Annotated in this window: 17 protein-coding genes; 7 read left to right on the forward strand and 10 right to left on the reverse strand. The window is 66.8% G+C overall.

Features of this window, described 5'->3' with window-relative positions:
- Positions 1-57: 57 nt before the first annotated feature.
- Complete coding sequence (locus PW843_08425) at positions 58-534, reverse strand: DUF1579 family protein (GenBank protein MDE1146633.1); 477 nt, start codon at positions 532-534, stop codon at positions 58-60.
- Entirely contained in the window at positions 531-3,437 is a 2,907-nt protein-coding gene (locus PW843_08430; protein MDE1146634.1) for a pitrilysin family protein, read from the reverse strand. The genes PW843_08425 and PW843_08430 overlap by 4 nt, the downstream gene beginning before the upstream one ends.
- Before the next feature lie 293 nt (positions 3,438-3,730).
- Between PW843_08430 and PW843_08435 the strand changes: the two genes are divergently transcribed.
- From PW843_08435 to PW843_08455, 5 genes are all read left to right on the forward strand, one after another.
- On the forward strand, positions 3,731-5,884 hold the full coding sequence (locus PW843_08435) for a TonB-dependent siderophore receptor (GenBank protein ID MDE1146635.1): 2,154 nt from the start codon (positions 3,731-3,733) through the stop codon (positions 5,882-5,884).
- A gap of 176 nt (positions 5,885-6,060) precedes the next feature.
- A complete protein-coding gene (locus tag PW843_08440; GenBank protein MDE1146636.1) occupies positions 6,061-7,164 on the forward strand; it encodes a DUF5694 domain-containing protein in 1,104 nt (367 codons plus the stop codon).
- Between the two features lie 10 nt (positions 7,165-7,174).
- Entirely contained in the window at positions 7,175-8,287 is a 1,113-nt protein-coding gene (locus tag PW843_08445; GenBank protein ID MDE1146637.1) for a serine hydrolase, read from the forward strand.
- Between the two features lie 61 nt (positions 8,288-8,348).
- Positions 8,349-8,591 carry a type II toxin-antitoxin system VapB family antitoxin gene (vapB, locus tag PW843_08450; protein ID MDE1146638.1) on the forward strand — a complete coding sequence of 81 codons (243 nt, stop codon included), beginning with the start codon at positions 8,349-8,351 and terminating at the stop codon, positions 8,589-8,591.
- The gene (locus PW843_08455; protein MDE1146639.1) at positions 8,588-8,977 is read left to right on the forward strand and encodes a type II toxin-antitoxin system VapC family toxin; all 390 of its coding nucleotides are present in this window, start codon (positions 8,588-8,590) and stop codon (positions 8,975-8,977) included. The genes vapB and PW843_08455 overlap by 4 nt, the downstream gene beginning before the upstream one ends.
- Before the next feature lie 315 nt (positions 8,978-9,292).
- Here the strand turns inward: PW843_08455 and PW843_08460 are convergent, their stop codons facing one another.
- The 3 genes from PW843_08460 to aspS form a co-directional block, all read right to left on the reverse strand.
- Positions 9,293-9,685, reverse strand: coding sequence for a hypothetical protein (locus PW843_08460; protein MDE1146640.1), 393 nt, complete (start codon positions 9,683-9,685; stop codon positions 9,293-9,295).
- Positions 9,676-10,266, reverse strand: a complete 591-nt coding sequence (locus tag PW843_08465; protein ID MDE1146641.1) for an N-acetylmuramoyl-L-alanine amidase — start codon at positions 10,264-10,266, stop codon at positions 9,676-9,678. Before PW843_08465 ends, PW843_08460 begins: the two co-directional genes overlap by 10 nt.
- A gap of 153 nt (positions 10,267-10,419) precedes the next feature.
- A complete protein-coding gene (aspS, locus tag PW843_08470; GenBank protein MDE1146642.1) occupies positions 10,420-12,240 on the reverse strand; it encodes an aspartate--tRNA ligase in 1,821 nt (606 codons plus the stop codon).
- A gap of 198 nt (positions 12,241-12,438) precedes the next feature.
- On the opposite strand from aspS, the gene rnd reads away from it, so the two are divergent.
- Both rnd and PW843_08480 read left to right on the forward strand, forming a co-directional pair.
- Entirely contained in the window at positions 12,439-13,590 is a 1,152-nt protein-coding gene (rnd, locus tag PW843_08475; GenBank protein ID MDE1146643.1) for a ribonuclease D, read from the forward strand.
- Positions 13,591-13,901: 311 nt separating this feature from the next.
- Entirely contained in the window at positions 13,902-14,681 is a 780-nt protein-coding gene (locus tag PW843_08480) for a hypothetical protein (GenBank protein ID MDE1146644.1), read from the forward strand.
- Between the two features lie 172 nt (positions 14,682-14,853).
- On the opposite strand, the gene PW843_08485 is transcribed toward PW843_08480, so the two are convergent.
- From PW843_08485 to PW843_08505, 5 genes are all read right to left on the reverse strand, one after another.
- On the reverse strand, positions 14,854-15,111 hold the full coding sequence (locus tag PW843_08485) for a hypothetical protein (GenBank protein ID MDE1146645.1): 258 nt from the start codon (positions 15,109-15,111) through the stop codon (positions 14,854-14,856).
- Between the two features lie 193 nt (positions 15,112-15,304).
- Positions 15,305-16,261, reverse strand: a complete 957-nt coding sequence (locus PW843_08490) for a hypothetical protein (protein MDE1146646.1) — start codon at positions 16,259-16,261, stop codon at positions 15,305-15,307.
- Positions 16,262-16,623: 362 nt separating this feature from the next.
- The gene (secD, locus tag PW843_08495) at positions 16,624-19,149 is read right to left on the reverse strand and encodes a protein translocase subunit SecD (GenBank protein ID MDE1146647.1); all 2,526 of its coding nucleotides are present in this window, start codon (positions 19,147-19,149) and stop codon (positions 16,624-16,626) included.
- A 280-nt stretch (positions 19,150-19,429) separates the two neighbouring features.
- The gene (locus PW843_08500) at positions 19,430-20,929 is read right to left on the reverse strand and encodes a RimK family protein (GenBank protein ID MDE1146648.1); all 1,500 of its coding nucleotides are present in this window, start codon (positions 20,927-20,929) and stop codon (positions 19,430-19,432) included.
- Positions 20,930-21,034: 105 nt separating this feature from the next.
- Positions 21,035-21,226, reverse strand: a complete 192-nt coding sequence (locus PW843_08505; GenBank protein ID MDE1146649.1) for a hypothetical protein — start codon at positions 21,224-21,226, stop codon at positions 21,035-21,037.
- Between the last annotated feature and the right edge of the window lie 66 nt (positions 21,227-21,292).

A 21,292-nucleotide genomic window follows, 5' to 3' on the forward strand; every position in this document is an offset into this window, starting at 1 on the left:
AGAAATCTCCGGCGCCCGCAGTCGCGGGCTTGTCGCTACGCTCCATGCGCCAGGCCCTCACGGACGCCGGTAGCTGCCCCGCAGGAACGGGACCCAGGTCAGGCCGCCGTCGGTGGAACGGTCGATGGCGGTTTCCATGTGGTCAGGGATGGGCCACCAATAGCGGTGGCGGGCGCGGCCGCGGGCGGACGTGCGCACGAAGGTGAAACCCTCCGCACCATCCTCCGCCCCCTCGATGCCACCCCAAAGGCCGGGCGCCGGGCGGGCGGGCACATACCCCATGTCGTCGAACCAGAACAGCAGGTGCACCGCCACGTCCGGATCCCAGGTCAGAACGCCGTGCGCGGTGAAGCGCCCGGCATCCCCGCGATCCAGCAGATAATCCAGCAGCAGATGGTGGCCGCCCAGGGCCTCGCGCACCAGCATGCGGCCGGTGCCCATATCGCCGGGGCCGAACGGGCTGTCGGCCGCCACCCCGTCCGTGCCCGTCCAATCGCCCACGAAGGCGTGCAGGCGCCGCATCTCTTCCGTCATTGCGCGGCCTTTTCCTTCGCCGGCTTGGCCTTCGCCGCCGGCTGGTTCAGATTGCCGCTGTCCAGGTTCAACTGGGCGGCGGGGATGACCTCCACCTTGGGGTACTTGGCCTTCAGGGCGGCCAGGAACTGGCCGCTGTCGCCCACCACCACCAGGCTGCCCTGGTCCGGGGACAGGGTGCGGGACGCGGCCTGCTGCACCTGCTCGGGCGTCACCGCCTGGACGGAAGAAATGTAACGGCCGATCTCATCCAGGGGCACACCCTGCAAGGCCAGCGCGCCCACCAGGCCGGCGACACCCTGGGTACGCTCCACCGCGCGACCGAAATTGCCGATCAGCACCGCCTTGCGGCCTGCCAGTTCGGCCTCGCTGGGCGCCTGCGTCCCCAGCTTGGCCATCTCATCCGTGATCAGGCCGGCGACCTCGGGGGCCGAGGGGTTCTTGGTCTGGGTGGAGGCGACGAACGGCCCCGGCACCCGGCGGAAATCCAGCGCCGAACCGGCGCCATAGCTGAGGCCGCGCTTGATGCGGATCTCCTGGTTCAGACGCGAGGAGTACCCCACGCCCAGCACCGCGTTGGCGACGGAGGCCGGGTAATAATCCTTGTCCGACCGCGCCAGCCCGGGCCGCACCACCAGCACCGCCGCCTGGCCGGACTGGGGCAGATCGACCACCACGGCGCGACCCGCCGGCTGCACCGGGGACGCCGGCAGCGCCGGCAGGGCGGCCTTGGGCTTGGCCCAATCGCCGAACAGCTTCTCCGCCAGTTTGAGGCCCTGCTCCGCCGTCAGGGGACCGGCCAGCACCAGGGTGGCGTTGTCGGGGCGCCACCAGGTGCGATGGTAGGCCGCCAGGTCGGCCGGTTTCAGTGCCGCCAGCGATTTGGGCGTACCGGTCAGCGGGTGGCCGTAGGCGGCATCGCCGTACAGCACGCGCGGCGCCACCAGCTTGGCCAGTCCCGCCGGTTCCTTCAGGGAAACCGTCAGGCCGTCCAGGGTCTGGTGGCGTTCCCGGTCCAGTTCCTCACCCGCGAAGGCCGGGTTGCGGGCAACATCGGCGAAGATGGCGGCGGCCGGTTCCAGCACGTCGGCCTTCACCAGCAGCGACAGTTCCGACCCGTCCCAGCCGGCGGTGGCGGTCAGCGTGCCGCCCAGCGCCTCGACATCACGGGCGATCTCCGGTGCCGACAGCTTGTGGGTGCCCTTGGTCAGGACATCGGCGGTCATGGCCGCGGTGCCCGGCAGCCTGGCCGGATCCACCGCCCCGCCGCCGCCGATGCGCAAGGACGCCTCCACCAGCGGCACGCCGTGCGTGGGCACGACGATGACGCGCAGGCCGTTGGCCAGGCGCTTGTCCACCGGCTGGGGCAAGGCTGCCTCAACGGCAGGGCCGGCCGTGGGCGGCGCCTGGCGCTGGTCGGCCGGGGCCGGCTGCACGATCTTCAGGTCGGCCGGGGTCACCAGCGGGGCCGCCGCGATGGAGGGGGAGGTGGTGATGGTGTCGCCCCCCTTCCCGGCCCCTTCCGCCGGGACATAGCGCACGGCGATGCGGGTGTCGGGTTTCAGCCAGGTGGCGGCTACGCGCTTCACGTCGTCGGCCGTCACCGCCTGGATATCGGCCAGCAGGGTGTCGGCACGCTTGGGATCACCGAACACCACGGCGGCCTTGGCCAGCAGGCTGGCGCGGCCGTCCGCCGTCTCACGCTCCTGCAACTCGTCCGTCACCAGCTGGTTGCGGGCGGCGGCCAGCTCAGCCTCCGTCACGCCATCCTTGGACACCTGGGCCAGTGCGTCCAGCAGGGCCTTCTCCCCCGCCTCCGCCGTGGCGCCGCCGGCCAGGATGGCGCCGATGGCGTAGGCGCCCGGCTGCTGGTTCACCGCCTGGAAGGTGAAGACCTCGCTCGCCACCTGCTTTTCATAGACCAGCGATTGATTCAGGCGGCTGCTGTCGCCATGGCCCAGGATGGCGTCCAGCACGATCAGCGCCGGCACGTCCCGGTCCGTCGCCTTGGGGAAGGGGTATGAGAGCAGCACGGCCGGCAGGGGCAGGCCCGGCTGCGCCACCGTCAGCGTTTCCGGCGCTGTGCGCGCCGGTTCCACCGCCGTCACGCGGGGAATGGCGGCCGCGGGATGGCCCAGGCCGCCGAAATACTTGTCCACCCAGGCGTCCAGCTCGGCCGGCTTGAAATTGCCCACCACCACCAGGGTGGCGTTGTCCGGCCGGTAGTATGTCGCGTGGAAGGCCTGCACGTCCTGCAAGGTGGACGCGTCCAGATCCTCGATGCTGCCGATGCCGGGGCGGCCGTAGGGGTGCACCTTGAAGCTGACCTGCGGGAACATCAGGTAGAACAGCCGGCCGTAGGGCTGGGCCAGCACGCGCTGGCGCAATTCCTCCTTCACCACGTCGCGTTCGGACTTGAAGTTGTCCTCATCCACGACGAGGGAGCCCATGCGCTCCGCCTCCGCCCACAGGATGCGTTCCAGGTGGTTGGCGGGCACCGTCTCAAAGTAATTGGTGTAGTCGTCGTTGGTGGAGGCGTTGTTGTAGCCACCGACATCTTCCGTCAGCCGGTCGAACTGTTCCGCCGCCATGTCGCGCGTGCTTTTGAACATCATGTGTTCGAACAGATGCGCGAAGCCGCTGCGCCCCTTGGGATCATCCTTGGACCCCACGCCGTACCACACCTGCACCGACACGGTGGGCGTGCCGGTGTCCGGCAGGGCGATGACCTTCAGGCCGTTGGCCAGCGTGCGCTGCGTGAACGCCAGCGGCGGCACGGAGACCTTGCCACCGGGCGCAACCGCCGGTGTGTCCGCCGCCAGGGCGGGCGCCAGCGGCGGCAAGGTGGAGCAAAGGGCGGTGGTCAGGGCCAGGGCCGCGAGCGTGCGGGTGAAGCGCATCATGGGAACCGTCATCCTTTTTATGCCCGGCTTTTCATGCCTGGATTCCTAGATAGCCCAAAACCGTCCCGCTGCGGCGAAGCATTTGGTTAATTCGTTGTCAGGGAAGGGACTGGCGCCCGTTCGCGGCCAGTCACACGCCCAAGAAACCACCATCCCGCCCCTGTTTCTTTTCTGCCACAGGGGCACTTTAGCATGGCCGATAGCTTTGAAAGTCACTTGCATTCACAAGTGCGGCGGCGGTACCAAATTTCCATCAGGTAATGATAATAATTATTAGTTGCTGGAGCCATCAAGTGTCTAACCTGCGGCAGTTCCTCTCTGTGTATTCCATCGCGCTCGCGTCCGCCGTCTCGGTGGTCAGCCTGAGTGCCGGCATGGCCCGCGCCGATGAAGGCGCCCCCGTCTCTTCCGAAGAAGAGGTGCTGGTCACCGGTCAGCGGTTGGCGACCGACGCGTCCAGTGCGCTGAAAAGCGACACCCCCCTGCTTGAGACCCCCCAGTCGGTCAGCGTCATCACCCGCGCCGATCTGGATCTGCGGGTCGCCGACAGCCTGAACGAGGCGCTGAACTACATCGCCGGCGTCGGCCCGGACACGCGCGGCAACACCGCCGGCCGGTATGACCTGATGACCGTGCGCGGTTTCAACGCCGACCAGTACCTGGACGGCCTGCACGTCATCAGCTCCACCAACGGCTATGCCACGCCGCAGATCGACCTGGCCTTCCTGGAACGGGTGGAAGTGGTGAAGGGCCCGGCGTCCGTGCTGTACGGCAACGCCAACCCGGGCGGCATCGTGGCGCTCACCAGCAAGCTGCCCACGGGTGAGACCTTCGGCCAGGTCAGCCTGACCGCCGGCAGCTACAACACCTTCCGCGAGACGGTGGACCTGGGCGGCGTGCTGAACGAAAGCGGCAGCCTCAGCTACCGCCTGGTGGGCGTCAACGACCGGTCCGACACCCAGATCAGCCACACCGAGTCCGAGCGCTGGGGCGTCAGCCCCAGCCTGACCTGGAAGCCTGACAACCAGACCAGCTGGACCGTGCTGTTCGTGCACCAGCAGGACCCGAAGAGCGGCGGCTATGGCTCGCTGCCCGTCGATGGCTCGCTGCTGTCGAACCCGAACGGCAACATCCCGCGCGACTTCTATGACGGTGAGCCGGATGCCGAGCGGTTCAACCGCACGGAAAACATGGTCACGTCGCTGTTCACGCACAAGTTCGACAACGACTGGACGGTGCACCAGAGCACCCGCTACATGCACCTGACGACGGACTATCAGAGCGTCTACAGCACCGGCAGCTTCGCCGATGCCGCCGAGACGCAGCTGATCCGGTCCATCGCCGTCGCCAAGGAAGAGACCAGCAACCTGACGCTGGACACCAACCTGACCGGCACCGTCCACACCGGCCCGCTGACCCACAACCTGATCTTCGGTGTCGATTACCAGAACACCATCCAATTCGAGGCGGCCGGCTTCGGCGGCAGCGTCGGCAACCTGGACGTCTTCGACCCGGTCTACGGTTCGGCCATCACCCTGCCGGCCACCAGCTTCGACGTGCGCCTGCATATGCAGCAGACCGGCGTCTACGCCCAGGACCAGATCGCCCTGGGCGGCTTCCGCCTGGTGCTGAGCGGCCGCAACGACTGGCTGGACATCAACCAGCTGAGCTACCTCAGCAACAGCACCACGTCCAAGAGCGACTCCTCCTTCACCGGCCGCGCCGGCCTGCTGTACCTGTTCGACAACGGCGTGGCGCCCTACGTCTCCTACGCCACGTCCTTCCTGCCGCAGACCTCGACCGACAAGAACGGCAACGTCCTGTCCCCGACCGAGGGCAAGCAGGTCGAAGTGGGCGTGAAATACCAGCCCAAGGTCTGGAACGCGATGCTGACCGCCGGCATTTATGAGCTGCGCGAGACCAACGTCGCCACCACCGACCCCAGCTTCCCCACCGCCTCCATCGCGGCGGGCGAGGTGCGGTCGCGCGGTGTGGAACTGGAAGGTTCCGCCAGCCCGATCCAGGGCCTGGACCTGCACGCCAGCTACACCTACATCGACAACATGGTCACCAAGGACAATTCGGGCCTTGAGGGCTCGCGTCCCTACGCCGTGCCGCAGACCACGGCCAACGCCTACGCCAACTACACCCTGCAGGAAGGCCCGCTGGCCGGCGTGGGCTTCGGTGGCGGCGTGCGTTACCTGGGCCGCAGCTTCAATGGCGCCGCCGACGGTGCGGGCGCCATGGCCATCCCCGGCGCCACCCTGTTCGACCTGATGGGCAGCTACGACTTCAGCCACCTGGCGCCGTCGCTGACCGGCCTGACCGTGAACCTGGACGTCACCAACCTGCTGGACCGCCGCTACATCTCCTCGTGCTACAGCACCATCTGGTGCTGGTATGGCCCGGGCCGCGATGTGAAGGCCAACGTCAGCTACCGTTGGTAATACAGCCCTCCATGGCCGTGATCGCGGCCATGGGATAAGTGCCGGGGGCCGGGGTGGAGCGATCCGCCCCGGCCCTTCGCTTTTTGAATTGGCCCTGCGCCGGCATGGCCGTGCGGCCCCTCCCCTCCGGTCCCCCCGGTGCTATGTCACAGGCCATATCGGGGAATGGGGGTGTCATGAAGCGTATGCGGTGTCGATCGGTGGCCTTGGCGCTGGCCATGGCCTTGGGGCGTGCTGGACCGGGGGTGGCGGCCACCGCGCAGGACTACCGCCCCGTCTTTCATCCCGAGCAGTTGAAGGGCCCGCCCGCCGGCAAACCGAATGAGGTGCTGGTCCTGGGAACGGCCCACCTTTCCGAATTGCCCGCCCCTTTCCAGCCCGACATGCTGGCCCCGCTGTTGATGCGGCTGGCGGCATGGCGGCCGGCGGAAATCACCACCGAGAACGTCTCCGGCCTGCAATGCGACGCCATGCGCCGCTATCCCAGCCGCTACGCGTCAAGCACTCCGGATTATTGCCCCGACCCCACCGCCGCCGGCCAGTCCCTGGGGTTGGATGTGCCGGCCGCCAATGCCGAGGCCGAACGCCTGCTGGCGGCGTGGCCCTCCACGCCATCCGCCGCCCAGCGGCGCCACCTGGCCGCCGTCTTCCTGGCGGCGGGGGAGCCGGGCTCCGCCCTGGTGCAATGGCTGCGCCTGGCGCCGACGGAGCGGGCGGAGGGTGACGGCCTGACCGCCGCGCTGGTGGCCTATCTGGACAAACGCAAGGACCGGCACGACGAGACCGCCCTGATCGCCGCGGCCCTGGCGGCGCGCCTGGGCTTGGAGCGCCTGTGGAGCGTGGACGACCACACCGCCGACACCAGCGACCCGGCGGACCGGGACGCCTACACGGCGGCGATCACCCACGCCTGGGACAACCCCGCCACCAAGGCGCGGGTGGATGAGGACAAGCGGCTGCAGGCCGGCCTGGCGGAACCGGACGGCCTGCTGAAGATGTACCGCGCCGACAACGCGCCGGGGGCGCCGCTGCTGGCCTACCAGTCCGACTTCGGCGCCGCCTTGATGGAACCGTCGCCGCAGGCCTTCGGCCGGGGGTACGTCGGGTACTGGGAAACGCGCAACCTGCGCATGGTGGCGAACATCCGCGACGTGCTGGGCCAGCACCCGGGCACCCGCCTGCTGGCCATCGTCGGCGCCTCCCACAAGGGCTATTTCGAGGCTTATCTGAACCAGATGCATGACGTGCGCCTGGTGGATGCGAACACGGTGCTGCGCTAAAGAGGGCAACATGGACAGGCGGGGATTCCTGGGCAACACGATGCTGGCCGGCGCCGTCCTGGCATGGGCCGGTGCCCCGGCCACCGCCGCGCCCCTACCCGCCGACGGCCTGGAGGCGCAGGTCGCCACCCTGGTGGCCGACGGCGGCTTCAGCGGCACGGTGCTGGTGGAACACCAGGGTGCGGTCGTGCTGCACCAGGCCTATGGCCTGGCGGAACGGTCCTTCCAGGTGCCCTGCCGGTTGGACGGCCTCTACCGCATCGCCTCCATCACCAAACTGTTCACGTCCACCCTGGTGCTGCGCCTGGCCGCCCGGGGCCGGCTGTCGCTGGATGCCGTCATCCGTACCTATCTGCCGGCCTACAAGGGCCCGGCGGCGGACACAGTGAGCGTGCGCCAGTTGCTGACCCACACCTCGGGCATCGAGAATTTCGACAAGGGCCTGACCAGCTACACGGACGCGGCACGCGCCGGCATACCGGCCTACCAACTGCCGCACAGCAGCGATGAACTGATGGACCGCTATGCCAGCGGCCCGCTGGTCAACCCGCCGGGCAGCACCTTCGACTACAACAACGCCGACTACGTCATCCTGGGCAAGGTGGTGGAGGCGGTGACCGGCGGCACCTATGACCAGGCCCTGCGCCACGACATCCTGGATCCGTTGGGCCTGGCCCACACCGGCATGGCGCGCCAGGATGTGATCCTCCCCAATCTGGCGGCCACCTATTACAAGGACGGTGACCGGGATCTCGCCCACGACATGCCGGTCTATCCCCAGAACTGGTACGCCGCCGGCGGCCTTTATTCCACCACCGGCGATCTGCTGGCCTTCGCCCGCGCGCTCTACGGCGGCACCCTGCTGTCACCCGCCCAACTGGCCCAGTTGCTGACACCGGCCAAGGAGGAATACGGCTTCGGCCTCTGGCTCTCCGACCTCCAGGCCCGGGGCCGGCCCCACCGCTATGCCCAGCGCCCCGGCCGCATCATGGGCGCCAACACCCTGTTGCTGCGTTTCCTGGACGACGATCTCACCATCATCATCCTGGGCAACACCAACCTGGCGGACACCGACCGCATGGGCTTCCGGATCGCGCGGTGGTTCCTGGGGCCGAAGGACTAACCCACCTTGCTCGCCACCCCTTCATGGTATATATTTTTGATAGATATCAAAGGAGACAACCATGGATACCGCCAAGCTCTTCTGGTCCGGCCGCTCACAAGCCGTACGCCTGCCCAAGGACTTCCGGTTCGAGGGCCAGGAAGTGCGCATCCGCCGCCACGGTAACGCGGTGATCCTGGAACCCATCGCCGACAATTGGGACTGGCTGGCCGATGTCATCGGCCCGGTGGATGAAGACTTCGCCAAGGCGGCCATGGAGCGGCCCGATGACCAGGAACGCCCCGCCCTGGATTTCTTCGAGTGAAGTTCCTGCTGGACACCAATGCCGTCATCGCGGTGATAAAAGGCAACCCAGCCTTTCTCAGCCGCATGCAACAGCATAGGCCGGAGGACTTCGGCCTGCCGTCCATCGTGGTGCATGAGCTTTACTTTGGTGCCGCCAAGAGCCAGCGCCAAGCGGAGAACATGGCCCGGGTGGATGCCCTGCGCTTCCCCGTTCTGGACTTCGACCCCGAGGACGCACGAGAAGCCGGCCTCATCCGCGCCCAATTGGCGGCGGCGGGCACGCCCATCGGGCCGTATGACGCACTGATCGCCGGGCAAGCGTTGGCACGCACCCTGACGCTGGTGACGCACAATACGCGGGAATTTAGACGAGTGTCGGGACTGCGTTGGGAAGACTGGGAATAAATCCCGTCTGTACCGAACGAGTAATAGACCTAGAGAGTCAGATACGCAGTATAGCCGCCGCCAACTCCAGCCCCATCAAGACAATGAAGCCATTTTCCTTTTCGGACAAAAATATATAGCCAGCCCGCCCGCATCATGGGGGCCAACATCCTGCTGCCGGGCTTCCTGGACGATAACCTGACCATCGTCATCTTGGGCAACACCAACCTGGCAGGCACTCACCGGATGGGGGCGTCGTGGTTCCCTGGGGTAGAAGGAGGGATGAGAGGGCTCGCCAGGCATCCCCGGCCAGCGTAAGTCAGGGGCGAAGTGGGATTAGAGCTGCGGCCCCCTGAAATGAATCACGTCATTCACCTTATCGGACAAGAACACGTAGCCGGCGCCCCCGATATCTAGACGCCATGCGTATGACCTACCATCCTTCGTCTTCAAATGTCCGTGAAACACGCAGTTCAGTATCGTCGCCCGCTCGTGAAATCCCTCCCCTGGTTCTTCGTGAGCCACCTTGAACCACTTTAACACCTGGGAATTTGTCAGCTTCGTATCCGAGCAAGCCTCGACATATTCCTTGATGTCCCGATTCCCCTCGAAAACGGCGGATGATTCAACAGTGACCGACTTGATATCGATGGCCTTCGCCTCGACATCGCTGCCCGAGACCAGAAAAGCGGCTAAGGCTAATGGCGCGATTCTTTTTATCAATCCCATTTCGCGGTCTCCGCCTCATGTGGGTTTTTGACGCCCACCGCCGGGTGTCGGTAAATCTCAATGGTCGGGAAATTCAGAACCATCTTCAGGCCGGCGACCAGCCGGGTCAAAGATGTGTTCTGCTCTGGCGTGACTGGTTCATATGTCACGCCTTTCTCCGTTTCCACGTGGTAACCGACGATTTCTATGCCGATGGAATCGTCGTTCATGGGGAAGCGATCAGGAAACGCTTTCTTTTTCTCAATCTTATGAACCGCCGCGGCATCCCACTTCTTGATCGCCGCCAGCTCGGTCGGTGGACAACTGTGGCTCAGAAGGCAGCGCGCTTGTAACTGCCCGACATGCCACAGCTCCCAATGCATGGAGGCCGTCTGATAGACGTCCCCATTCTTGTCGATCAGGAAGTGCGCGCCGTTCGGCGCCTTGCCGGCGTAGCTGTTGAAGGTGGCGTCGCGGTTGGGCGAGTCCGTTTGGTGGACGATGATCCCGTCGATCGCGGTGATGGTCCCGTGCTTGAGATTGGGAAAGGGGTGTTTGGTCACCTCGGGGTCGACGACCCAACCATCCGCATCCAGCTGCATGGCGATACCCCTCCCACCGTCAACCTCAGGGATATCTGTCGCCGTGGGCGTGCGGCAAGGCGTACGTCCGGATGGATAGTTCCCAAAACAAAACGGGCGGCGCCCCGAAGGACGCCGCCCGCTTCAATCCTAAACCGATGCCGGAACCCGGCCTCAGCCTTCCTTCGCCTCCGTGGTGATCTTGGGCTTGGGCAGGTCGAGCTTGATCGACAGTTCCTTCAGGCGCGCGGTGTCCACCGCGTTGGGGGCCTGCATCAGCAGGTCTTCGGCGCGCTGGTTCAGCGGGAAGACGATGACCTCGCGGATGTTGGGCTCATCGGCCAGCAGCATGACGATGCGGTCGATGCCGGGGGCGGAACCACCATGCGGCGGGGCGCCCAGCTTGAAGGCCGACAGCATGCCGCCGAAGCGGGTCTCGAGGTCCTCGGCCGAATAGCCGGCGATCTCGAACGCCTTGTACATGATCTCGGGCTTGTGGTTACGGATGGCGCCCGAGGACAGTTCGATGCCGTTGCAGACGATGTCGTACTGGAAGGCCTTGATGTCCAGCGGGTTCATGCCGGTCAGGGCCTCCAGGCCGCCCTGCGGCATGGAGAAGGGGTTGTGGGAGAAGTCGATCTTCCCCGTCTCCTCGTCCTTCTCGTACATCGGGAAGTCGACGATCCAGCAGAAGCGGAAGGCGCCCTGCTCGATCAGGCCCAGTTCCTCACCCACGCGGGTGCGGGCCTGGCCGGCCAGCTTGGCGGCCGGGCCTTCCAGGTCGCAGACGAAGAACACGGCATCGCCGTCCACCGCACCGGTCAGCTCACGCAGCATCACCTGCGCCGCTTCCGGCACGAACTTGGCGATGGGGCCCTTGCCGGCGCCATTCTCGAACAGGATGTAGCCCAGGCCCGGCGCGCCCAGGCCGCGAGCCCAGTCGTTCAGCTTGTCGAAGAAGCTGCGGGGCTTGTCGCCCACGGCCGGCGCCTTGACGCAGCGGACGACGCCGCCCTTGTCCAGCACACCACGGAAGGCCTTGAACTCCACGTCGTCGCGGCGGAACACGTCCGACACGTCGGTGATCACCAGCGGGTTGCGCAGGTCCGGCTTGTCGTTGCCGTACTTCAGCATGCTCTCCGCGAAGGGGATGCGCGGGAACGGATAGGGGCTGACGGTCTTGGCCACACCGGTGAAGTCGCGGAATTCCGTGAAGATGCCGTGGATGACGGGCTCGATCGCGGCGAACACGTCGTCCTGCGTCACGAAGCTCATCTCGAAATCGAGCTGGTAGAACTCGCCGGGTGAGCGGTCGGCGCGGCTGTCCTCGTCCCGGAAGCAGGGGGCGATCTGGAAGTAGCGGTCGAAGCCCGCCACCATCAGCAGCTGCTTGAACTGCTGCGGCGCCTGCGGCAGGGCGTAGAACTTGCCGGGATGGTTGCGCGCCGGCACCAGGAAGTCGCGGGCGCCTTCCGGCGAGGACGAGGTCAGGATGGGGGTCTGGAACTCGGTGAAGCCGGCGTCGATCATGCGGCGGCGGGCCGAGGCGATGACGTTGGAGCGCAGGTGGATGTTGCGGTGCATCTTGGTGCGCCGCAGATCCAGGAAGCGATAGCGCAGGCGGATGTCCTCACCCGCGTCCTGGTCGGAGTTCACCTGCAGCGGCAGCTGGTCGGCCAGGCTCTGCACCACGACCTCATCCGCCTTCACCTCGACATGGCCGGTGGGCAGCTTGTCGTTGATGGTGTCGCCGGTGCGGGCCACGACGCGGCCGGTGACGGTGATCACCGATTCCAGGCGCGCAGCCTCCAGCACCTTGAAGCCGGGATTGTCGATATCGATCACGCACTGCGTCAGGCCGTAATTGTCGCGCAGGTCGACAAACAGCAATTGGCCATGGTCACGCTTGCGGTGGATCCAGCCGGAGAGGCGGACGGTCTTGCCGGCGTCTTCCAGGCGCAGGGCGCCGCAGGTGTGGGAACGATAGGAGTGCATGGGGCCGGGCCTTGACGAGTGCGGGTGGGACGAAAACAGCAGCCGACAGCCCCCGGTTGGGGGCGCGGCGAGGTTGCGACACTAGGGCCGGAGGGGGGCGGCTTGTCAAGCCGGGACGCTTTCCAGAGCCGGCCCGTCACGTCCTAGCCCCCACAGGCCCTATGCACGCGCGCGAAGCTATAGTATGTGAACTTTCTTATGACCCTGATCACCACGACCGCCGCCCTCGCCGCCTTCTGTGACCGACTGGCCTCCGCCGAGTACGTCACCGTCGACACCGAATTCATGCGGGAAAAGACCTACTACCCGCAGCTCTGCCTGGTACAGGTGGCCGGCCCGGATGAGGCCGCGGCCATCGACCCGCTGGCCGACGGCATCGACCTGGCGCCGCTGTTCGCCCTGCTGGCCAACCCGGCGGTGCTGAAGGTCTTCCACGCGGCACGGCAGGACCTGGAGATTTTCTTCAACCTCACCGGCACCGTGCCCGCCCCGCTGTTCGACACCCAGGTGGCGGCCATGGTCTGCGGCTTCGGCGACAGCGTGGGGTATGAAACGCTGATCACCAAGCTGACCAACGCGCGCATCGACAAGTCCAGCCGCTTCACCGACTGGTCCAACCGGCCGCTGACCGAGCGGCAGCTGACCTACGCCCTGTCCGACGTCACCCATCTGCGTCCGGCGTATGAGAAGATCCGCCGCCGCCTGGACAAGACGGGGCGCGAGGAATGGCTGGCCGATGAGATGGGCATCCTGACCAGCCCGGACACCTACCGCCAGGATCCGGAAGAATCGTGGCGCCGCCTGAAGCCCCGCACCGACAAGCCGCGCTTCATCGCCGTGCTGAAGGAACTGTGCGCCTGGCGCGAGCGCGAGGCCCAGCGCAAGGACATCCCGCGCAACCGCGTGGTGCGGGATGAGACCCTGATGGAAATCGCCGCCCACACCCCCAGCACGGTGGATGATTTGGGCCGCACGCGCGGCCTGGGCCCCAGCATGGCGGCAGGTCGTTACGGCACCGAAATCTTGGCGGCCATCGAAAAGGCGCGCGGCATCCCCGACAGCGACCTGCCCCGGGCGGAACCGCGGGCCGAACTGCCGGCCGGCATCGCCCCCACGGTGGAACTGCTGCGCGTGCTGCTGAAGCTGGTGTGCGATGACGAGGACGTGGCCAGCCGCCTGGTGGCCAACGCCGCCGATCTGGAGGCCATCGCCGCCGATGACGAGGCCAAGGTGCAGGCCATGCGCGGCTGGCGTTACGACCTGTTCGGCAGCCAGGCCCTGGCGCTGAAGCACGGCAAGCTGGCGCTGGCCATGGCCAACCGCAAGGTGAAGCTGGTCAAGCTGGACTGATCCGGCCGCCGCCCATCTCACCGCCAAAACGAAAAACGCCGCCCCCAGAACCGGAGGGCGGCGTTTTTTATATGGTTGCCCTCAGTCGCCGGGCGCGGGCATCCACCCGCTTGGCTTTCTCGCCTTCCAGTCCGCTCCGTTCCCCGAAAGGCTCCGGCGGCCCCAGCCGGGGCCTATGGCGGCACGAGGAAAAACCTCATGCCGCCGGTGCGAGGGATCAGCCGAAGGCGGAGCCCTGTAGCTGCGCCATGAAGGTCAGGGCGGAACCACTGAGCAGTGAGCTGGGGTCGATGGTGGTGCCATCGAGCGTGATGCCGTTGGTCGAACTGCTGCCAGACGTGCCGTCACTGCTGCTGGAGGCGACGGCGGTGCTGGTGCTGGAGGAACTGTCCGACGACGTGCCGTCACTGCCGGAGGCCCCGCCCGGCGGCGGCGGGGGCGGCGGGCCCATGGTACTGGCTGTCGATGTGCTGCTGGTGGACGTGCCGCTGGTGCTGGACGCGGTCGACGTGCTGGACGACGAGTCGCTGGTGCCGGTCGTGCTGGAATCACTATCCGAGCTGGAATCGCTGGAGCTTGAGGACAGACCGCTCATCAGCTGTTCCAACATCGCCAGCAAGGAGTCGGTGCTGCCGGACGTCGATGTGGTGCCGGTGGTGGACGACGTGTCGTCGGTGGATGAGGAACTGCTGGTGTCGGATGCGCTGGACGTGCTGTCCGTACCGGAACTGCTGGAGGACGAGCCGGACATCAGCTGCTGCAGCATCTCCATCAACGGGTCGGTGCCGTCGGACGTGCTGGACGTACCGCTGCTGCCGCTGGTGGTGGAGGATGTGGAATCGCTGGCGGCGGTGGCATCGGTGCCGTCGATGCCCTGCAGCATGGCGGCGAAGCTGCCGGTCTGGAAACTGCCGAAGGGATTGCTGACGCCATTGGCGGTGGTGCCGTTGTCGTTCAGCAGGCCGGCCAAGCCACCGCTGGAGGAAGAGGACGAGGTATCGTCCGTCGAACTCGTGTCGTCGGTGCTGGACGTGCCGAAGGTCGACGAGGTGGACGTACTCGACGACATTTGCGACAGCCAGGCGCTGTAAAGCGACTGGGTCGAATTGGTTGAGGAGACTGAGCTCATCGGGGGCTCTCCAGGAAGGGATCCCTCAAGGACGGCTCCCCCAACCGGTTGCCCCCCCAAGGATGCGCGAACACGCGCCAGCCGCCCTCAAAGCAACTGCCGTACCAGGTATCACAGCCTTGATTCCATTAGATTCAGAGAGGTGCGCCAGCAGTGATCATGTATTTATGGGCGACAGCAGGCAAAATCATCCCGGCAATTTCTGCCGACCCGGCAGGAATTTCATGCCCATCTTGGATGATTTTAACTTTTGCATTGTTGTAAATATCTGATTTTACTGCATTCCTGTTTGGCACGATAATTTCCCGAACTGGTACACGCGGCATTTGATCGTGACCGCTCAACTGCCGCCCCTCAGTCGCCGGGCGCCGACATCCGTCGGCTTGGCTCATCCTCACTTTCCAGTCCGCTACGCTCCCCGGAAAGCTCCGGCAGCCCCGGTCGGGGCCTACAGCGGCACGCGTGCCGCTGGTATCATTCCCGCCCGGGCGGCATGCGGCGGGGCATGGTTTCATACCGCCGCCACAGGACCGAATTGAGGGGACGCGGGCGCCACCCGTTTTGGGGGCCGCGTCCGTAGGCCGATCAGGCCGCCGCGAGGGAACCCTGCAACTGCGCCATGAACATCAGGGCGGAACCGCTGAGCATCGTGCTGTTGTCGATGGTGACGCCGCCGAACGTCGTGGTGCCGTTCGCCGATGCGGTCGCGGTGGTGCTGGTGGAGGTGCTGGACGACGACGTGCCGTCGGTCGCGCCCAGGATGCTGGCGGCCGAGGTCGGGTCGGTGTCATCGGTGCTGGTGTCGCTCAGCAGCGTGGAGGTCGAGGACGAGGCCCCACCGACCCCACCACCACCGCTGCCGCCATGATGATGCCCGCCGTGATGGCCGCCGCCCGCCGACTTCAGCGCGGTCTGCGCCTCGGACTGGCTGATGCTGCCGTTGCCGTCACTGTCCATCGCCGCGAACACCTTGTCCGCCAGTTCGGTGGCACCGGTACCGGTGCCGAAGGCGCTTTCGAACGCCGACTTGCTGATACCGTCGGTGGACGCGTCGGTGCCGTCGGTGGTGGTGGCGTCCGTGGTCGTGGTGCTGGAGGCGGCCGACGTGGTCGCCGTGGAGGTGGAGGTGCCGTTGGCGAGCTGCGTCAGCAGGCTCATCAGCGGGTCCTCCTGGGAACCATCCTGACCGGAAGGCGGCGGCCCCGGCGGCGGGCCGGGCGGGGGACCGCCGGCGCCGGACGCGTCAGCCGTGGACCCGTCCGTGCCGGACGCCTCGGTGGTGGACGGGTCGTTGCTGTTGCCGATGTCCTGCAGCATGGCCAGCAGGTCGCCCAGCTGGAAGGAAAACGGGTTACTGCCGGTGGTGGAAGTGGACCCGGAGCCCCCGCCCAGCAGCGACGAAAGATCGTCCGTGCCGGTGGTGGAGCCGGTGGTTGACGTGGTGTCATCGCTGCCGGCCGTGGTGGTCGACGTGCGGGACGCCCATTGGGCTTGCCAGGCGCCATAAGACGACTGGGATCCCGAGGCGGATACCGAACTCATGACATGGGTTCTCCCCGGTGAAGGAACCCTGGATGACGCCGCCCGAAGATGCCCCGCCGGCCCCGTCCATGGGATGGCGCGAACACGCGCACACCCACGGCCCGTCGCAACGGCGGGACCATTACTTACTTATTTGTAAAGATTGAGAGATTCGGTGCACGTTCGCAGATATGGAACATATGTGCGAACATATCGGCAGAATCTAGCCGGCAGTTTCTGCCGGTCGGGCGGAATCCGATTCCGCTTTGATTGCACTAATGCAGGAATTGGGCCGGGCAAATGCCTGGTTTTACTTCACTTGGGCCAGACACGCCTTGGGCCCCGGGGATATCAATCCCCGGGGCCCAAGGCATGGAAAACCATCACTCCGCCGGGGTGGCGGGGGCAGCGGCCCCGTCGGCCGGCGTCGGCCGTCGCAGGCTCTTCTCACCCAGGAACAGCAGGATGGGGGCGGCGATGAAGATGGAGGAGGACGTGGCCAGCACCACGCCGAACAGCAGCACCCAGGCGAACTCGCGCAGTTGTTCGCCCGCCAGCAGGGCCAGCGGCACCGTCACCAGGAAGATGGCCAGCGAGGTGCCGATGGTCCGGCTCAGCGTCTCATTGATGCTGCGGTCGATCAGTTCGCGCAGCGGCATCTTGCGATACAGGCGCAGATTCTCACGCACACGGTCATAGACCACGACCTTGTCGTTGATCGAGTAGCCCATGATGGTGAGGATGGCGGCGATGGACGTCAGGTTGAACTGCATGCCGGTGATGGCGAAGAAGCCCACCGTCTTGGTCACGTCCAGCAACATGGTCACCACCGCACCGATGCCGAACTGCCATTCGAAGCGGAAGGTGATGTAGATCAGCATGGCGATGGACGCCAGCCCCAGGGCCAGCATGCCGTCGTGGAACAGTTCGGCGCTGACCGATGCGCCGACGGCTTCCTGGCGGCGGATGACGCTGCCGGGGAAGTCCTTGGTCAACTCATCCTGCACGGCCTTCACCGCACCCTGCTGGGCGGCGTCGCCGCCGGCCTGCTGTTCCAGGCGCATCAGCACGTCGGACGGCGAACCGAACTGCTGCAACTGGACGGGGCCCAGATGCAGGGTTTCCATCTTGGAGCGCAGCTTGGCGAAGTCGGCCGGGCCCTCGGTGCGGATCTCGATCACCACGCCGCCGGCGAAGTCCACGCCGTAGTTCAGGCCCGGCTTGAAGAACAGCACGATGGAGGCGATGGACAGCAGCACGGACATGCCGATGCCCATGTGCCGCCCCTTCATGAAGGAAATGTTGGTGTGGTCCGGCGCCGGGCGCAGGCGGGTGCCGACGTTCAGCGTCTTGGGCCGGAAGCGGCGGAACCAGGTGGCCGTGATGAGGCGCGCCACCACCGTGGCCGTGAACATCGAGGTTATGATGCCCAGGCTGATGGTCACGGCGAAGCCCTTGATGGTGCCGGTGCCCACCGAGAACAGGATGGCCATCTTGATCAGCGTGGTCAGGTTGCTATCGGTGATGGTGGCGTAGGCCTTGGAGAAGCCGGCCTCCAGCGCGCCCAGCGGCGTGGCCCCTTTGCGCAATTCCTCGCGGATACGCTCATTGATCAGGATGTTGGCGTCGACGGCCATGCCCAGGGTCAGCAGCGCGCCGGCGATACCGGGCAGGGTCAGCGTCGCTTGCAGCAGGCCCAGCAAGGCCAGGGTCAGGAACAGGTTGCACAGCAGGGCGATGTTGGCGAACACGCCGAACAGGCCGTAGCTGACGATCATGTAGATGACGACCAGCACGAAGCCCACGCCCACGGCGGTGAGGCCGGCATGGATGCTGTCGGCACCCAGCTCCGGTCCGATGGTCCGTTCTTCCACCACCGTCAGCGGCACCGGCAGGGCACCGGCGCGCAGCAGCACGGCCAGGTCGTTGGCGCTCTGCGCCGTGAAGTTGCCGGTGATCTGGCCACTGCCGCCGGTGATGGGCGTCTCGATCACCGGGGCGCTGATGACCTTGTCGTCCAGCACGATGGCGAAGGGCTTGCCCACGTTGTTGGCCGTGGTCTCGGCGAAACGGCGGGCGCCAATGCTGTCGAAGCGGAAGGTGACGACCCAGCGGCCGGTCTGGTCGGTGCTGGGGCTGGAATCGGTCAGGTTGGCGCCATCGACCTCAATCTTCTTGCGCACCAGGACCTTGCGCTCACCCCGGCCGTCGGCGGCGGTCAGCAGCTGGGTGCCCGGGGGGGCGGCGCCATCGGGGCGCACGGCCTCACCATCCGCCACCAGGCGGAAGGTCATCTTGGCGGTGGTGCCGATCAGCTTCTTGATGCGGCCGGGGTCGTCCACGCCCGGCAACTGCACCAGGATGCGGTCGCTGCCCTGGCGGGCCACGACGGGCTCGTTCACGCCGGTCTCGTCGATACGGCGGCGGACGATTTCCTGGGACTGCGCCATCGCCTTGGAAATGCGGTCCTTGAAACCGGCATCGGTCAGGCTGAGCGTCAGGGTGGCGCCATCGGTGTTCAGGTCGATCTCGGGCACGCCGCTGCCGGTGGCGGCGCTGGCCGTCTGTGCCAGGGCCGCCCGCGCGGCGTCCATCGTGGACTCGTCCGCCAGGGTGACGACCACGGACCGGGCGGCCGGCGTCACGCTGGCGGTGGCGACCTTGGCGGTCCGCAGGGCGGTGCGCACCTCATCCGTCAGGCTTTCCACCCGCTCCTTGGCGACGGCATCGGTATCCACCTGCAACAGCAGGTAGGAACCACCCTTCAGGTCCAGGCCCAGATTGACGTGCCGGTCGGCTATCCAGCCGGGCAGGTATTTCGGGCTGATCAGGCTGGGCAGTGAGAACACCACGCCCAGCAGGCAGACAAGGGCGATCAACGCGGACTTCAGGGGCGAAAAGCGCAGCATAGGTGACGACGTCCTTGGGTCCTGGCGCGGGCCGGGGCCCGGTGCAGGGAACAGGCGGACCGGGCGGGGACACCCACCACGGGCCGGTTAAACCAAGCGCCTTGAATACTCGCAGCCCCGCACGCTTCCAACCAAAAAAGCGACGCGGTGTTGTTCTTATGCCCCCTCAAGCGCCGGGCGCTGGCATCCGCCAGCTTGGCTGATCCTCGCTCCGCCCTTCTGTGCTCGCTCCGGGGCCGGCGGTCGCCGGCCTTGAACCAGTGCTCTCATACCCCTGGCGTCACGCCACCGCCGCCCGCACCGCCGCCGTGCGGGCCAAGGCCGCCTGCTCAGCCGGCGGCAGGCTGGCGGCGCCGCGACGGTGATCCAGGAAATGGCGCAGGACGCGGCGCCATAGCTGGGGGCCTTCCGCCCGGTCTTCCGCGCCCACATCCAGGTTGGAATTGTCGTTCACCTCGATCACCACCACCCGGCCCTCCGCCGTCTGTTTCAGGTCCACCCCGTAGAGGCCATTGCCCATCAGGCGGGCCGCCTTTAGCGCCGCCACCAATACCGCCGGTGGGGCGTCTGCCACGGCCACGGCGCGGGTGGCGCCTTCGTCATGGCTGCCGTCGGCGCCATGGCGCACGATCTGCCAGTGGTGGGCGCACATATGATATTGCGCGACGAACAGCACCTGCCCGCCCAGCACGCCCACCCGCCAGTCGAAGGCCGTGGGCAGGTATTCCTGCGCCAGGATGATTTCCGACCGGTCCAGCAGGCCTGCGGCCACGCGATGGAAGGCGTCGATGTCCATCACCCGCTCCACGCCGCGACAGAAGGCGCCGTCCGGTACCTTCAGCACGGCGGGAAAGGCCAGCGTGGCCGCCGCGCGGGCCAGGCCATCGCGGGTGATCAGGTGGGTGCGCGGTGTCGCGATGCCGTGGCCGGCCAGGGTTTCCGCCAGGTAGACCTTGTTGGTGCAGCGCAGGATGCTGGTGGGATCATCCACCACCGGGATGCCCAGCGCCTCCGCCTTGCGGGCAAAGCGGAAGGTGTGGTGGGGCACGGCCGTGGTCTCGCGGATGAACAGGCCGTCGAAGCTGGCCAGGTGGCGATGGTCGCGGCGGCCGATGACCTCCACCCGCATGCCCATGTCGGCACCGACGCGGGCCAGGTGGGCCAAGGTGGCGGCCTTGCTGGGCGGCAACGGGTCGGCCGGGTCGTGCAGCACCGCCAGGGTGAAGGCGGGCGCGGCCCGGCCCCGGGGATGCTGCCAGCGACGCCGGGCGTAGGCGTCCAGCGCCGACAGGAATAGGGCGTCGTGCGCCGGGGGCACGCCGTCAGGCCCCAGCGGCGCCACACCGGCGATATGCCAGGCGCCTTCCCGAAAAACCAACGTCAGGCGCATCAGGGGGCAGTCCAGCCGCTGGAACAGCCGGGCGGCCAGATTGGCCAGGCCGGCGTCGGGCGTTTGCCCGAAATAGATGTTGGCGACGCGGCGCTCCGCCCCTGCCGCCGGCGGCGGCAGGGTGCCCAGGCCGGCGTCCAGGTCCGCCAGGCCATCGGCCAGGTCGGTGCCGGTCATGTCCGCCAGGGTCCGCAGCGCCGGGGTGACGCGATCGCCCCGCGCCTCCGCCAACAGCGAGGCGTAATAGCCGGCCGACAGATAATCGGCATGGCGGCACAGATTGATGACGCGGCGTGATCGCCCGGGCGATGCCGAGGCCGCGACATAGGCGCCGGCGGTCATCACCCGGCCAGCGGGGTCGGGCCAGCGGAAGTCACGCCTTCGTTCCACCACGATGGTCACATCAACGGGCGGCGACGATCTAACGGGCGATGCGGGGATGGATGAGGGAACGGCGACGGGTCCTGTGGAACAGTCCGGCATGGCGCCCTCCCCTCACCGTTGCACAGGCTTGGGCTGGGGCCGGCGTTCGGCGCCACGCAGCAGCACGGTGGGGTGGCCGGGCTGGAAAGCGGCGAAAGTCACGGCGTCGCGGCGCCGGGTGAAGATGCCGCCGATCAGGCCGGCGCTGTCGTGGGCCGCCCACAGGCCGCCCGGGCCGCGTTCGATGACGATGGTCCGTGCCATGGTTCTTCCCTTTCCTGGTTCCTGTGGCCCCAGGCTTCCGGGGCCAGCGATGCCAGTGTCCGGGCG

The sequence above is a fragment of the Azospirillaceae bacterium genome, from assembly GCA_028283825.1.
Lineage (GTDB): Bacteria > Pseudomonadota > Alphaproteobacteria > Azospirillales > Azospirillaceae > Nitrospirillum.

Coding starts and splice junctions, on each gene's coding strand:
- PW843_08425 (MDE1146633.1), bottom strand. CDS start 534: ATGACGGAAGAGATGCGGCGCCTGCACGCCTTCGTGGGCGATTGGACG.
- PW843_08430 (MDE1146634.1), bottom strand. CDS start 3,437: ATGATGCGCTTCACCCGCACGCTCGCGGCCCTGGCCCTGACCACCGCC.
- PW843_08440 (MDE1146636.1), top strand. CDS start 6,061: ATGAAGCGTATGCGGTGTCGATCGGTGGCCTTGGCGCTGGCCATGGCC.
- PW843_08445 (MDE1146637.1), top strand. CDS start 7,175: ATGGACAGGCGGGGATTCCTGGGCAACACGATGCTGGCCGGCGCCGTC.
- vapB (MDE1146638.1), top strand. CDS start 8,349: ATGGATACCGCCAAGCTCTTCTGGTCCGGCCGCTCACAAGCCGTACGC.
- PW843_08460 (MDE1146640.1), bottom strand. CDS start 9,685: ATGGGATTGATAAAAAGAATCGCGCCATTAGCCTTAGCCGCTTTTCTG.
- PW843_08465 (MDE1146641.1), bottom strand. CDS start 10,266: ATGCAGCTGGATGCGGATGGTTGGGTCGTCGACCCCGAGGTGACCAAA.
- aspS (MDE1146642.1), bottom strand. CDS start 12,240: ATGCACTCCTATCGTTCCCACACCTGCGGCGCCCTGCGCCTGGAAGAC.
- rnd (MDE1146643.1), top strand. CDS start 12,439: ATGACCCTGATCACCACGACCGCCGCCCTCGCCGCCTTCTGTGACCGA.
- PW843_08480 (MDE1146644.1), top strand. CDS start 13,902: ATGCCGTTGGTCGAACTGCTGCCAGACGTGCCGTCACTGCTGCTGGAG.
- PW843_08485 (MDE1146645.1), bottom strand. CDS start 15,111: ATGAGCCAAGCCGACGGATGTCGGCGCCCGGCGACTGAGGGGCGGCAG.
- PW843_08490 (MDE1146646.1), bottom strand. CDS start 16,261: ATGAGTTCGGTATCCGCCTCGGGATCCCAGTCGTCTTATGGCGCCTGG.
- secD (MDE1146647.1), bottom strand. CDS start 19,149: ATGCTGCGCTTTTCGCCCCTGAAGTCCGCGTTGATCGCCCTTGTCTGC.
- PW843_08505 (MDE1146649.1), bottom strand. CDS start 21,226: ATGGCACGGACCATCGTCATCGAACGCGGCCCGGGCGGCCTGTGGGCG.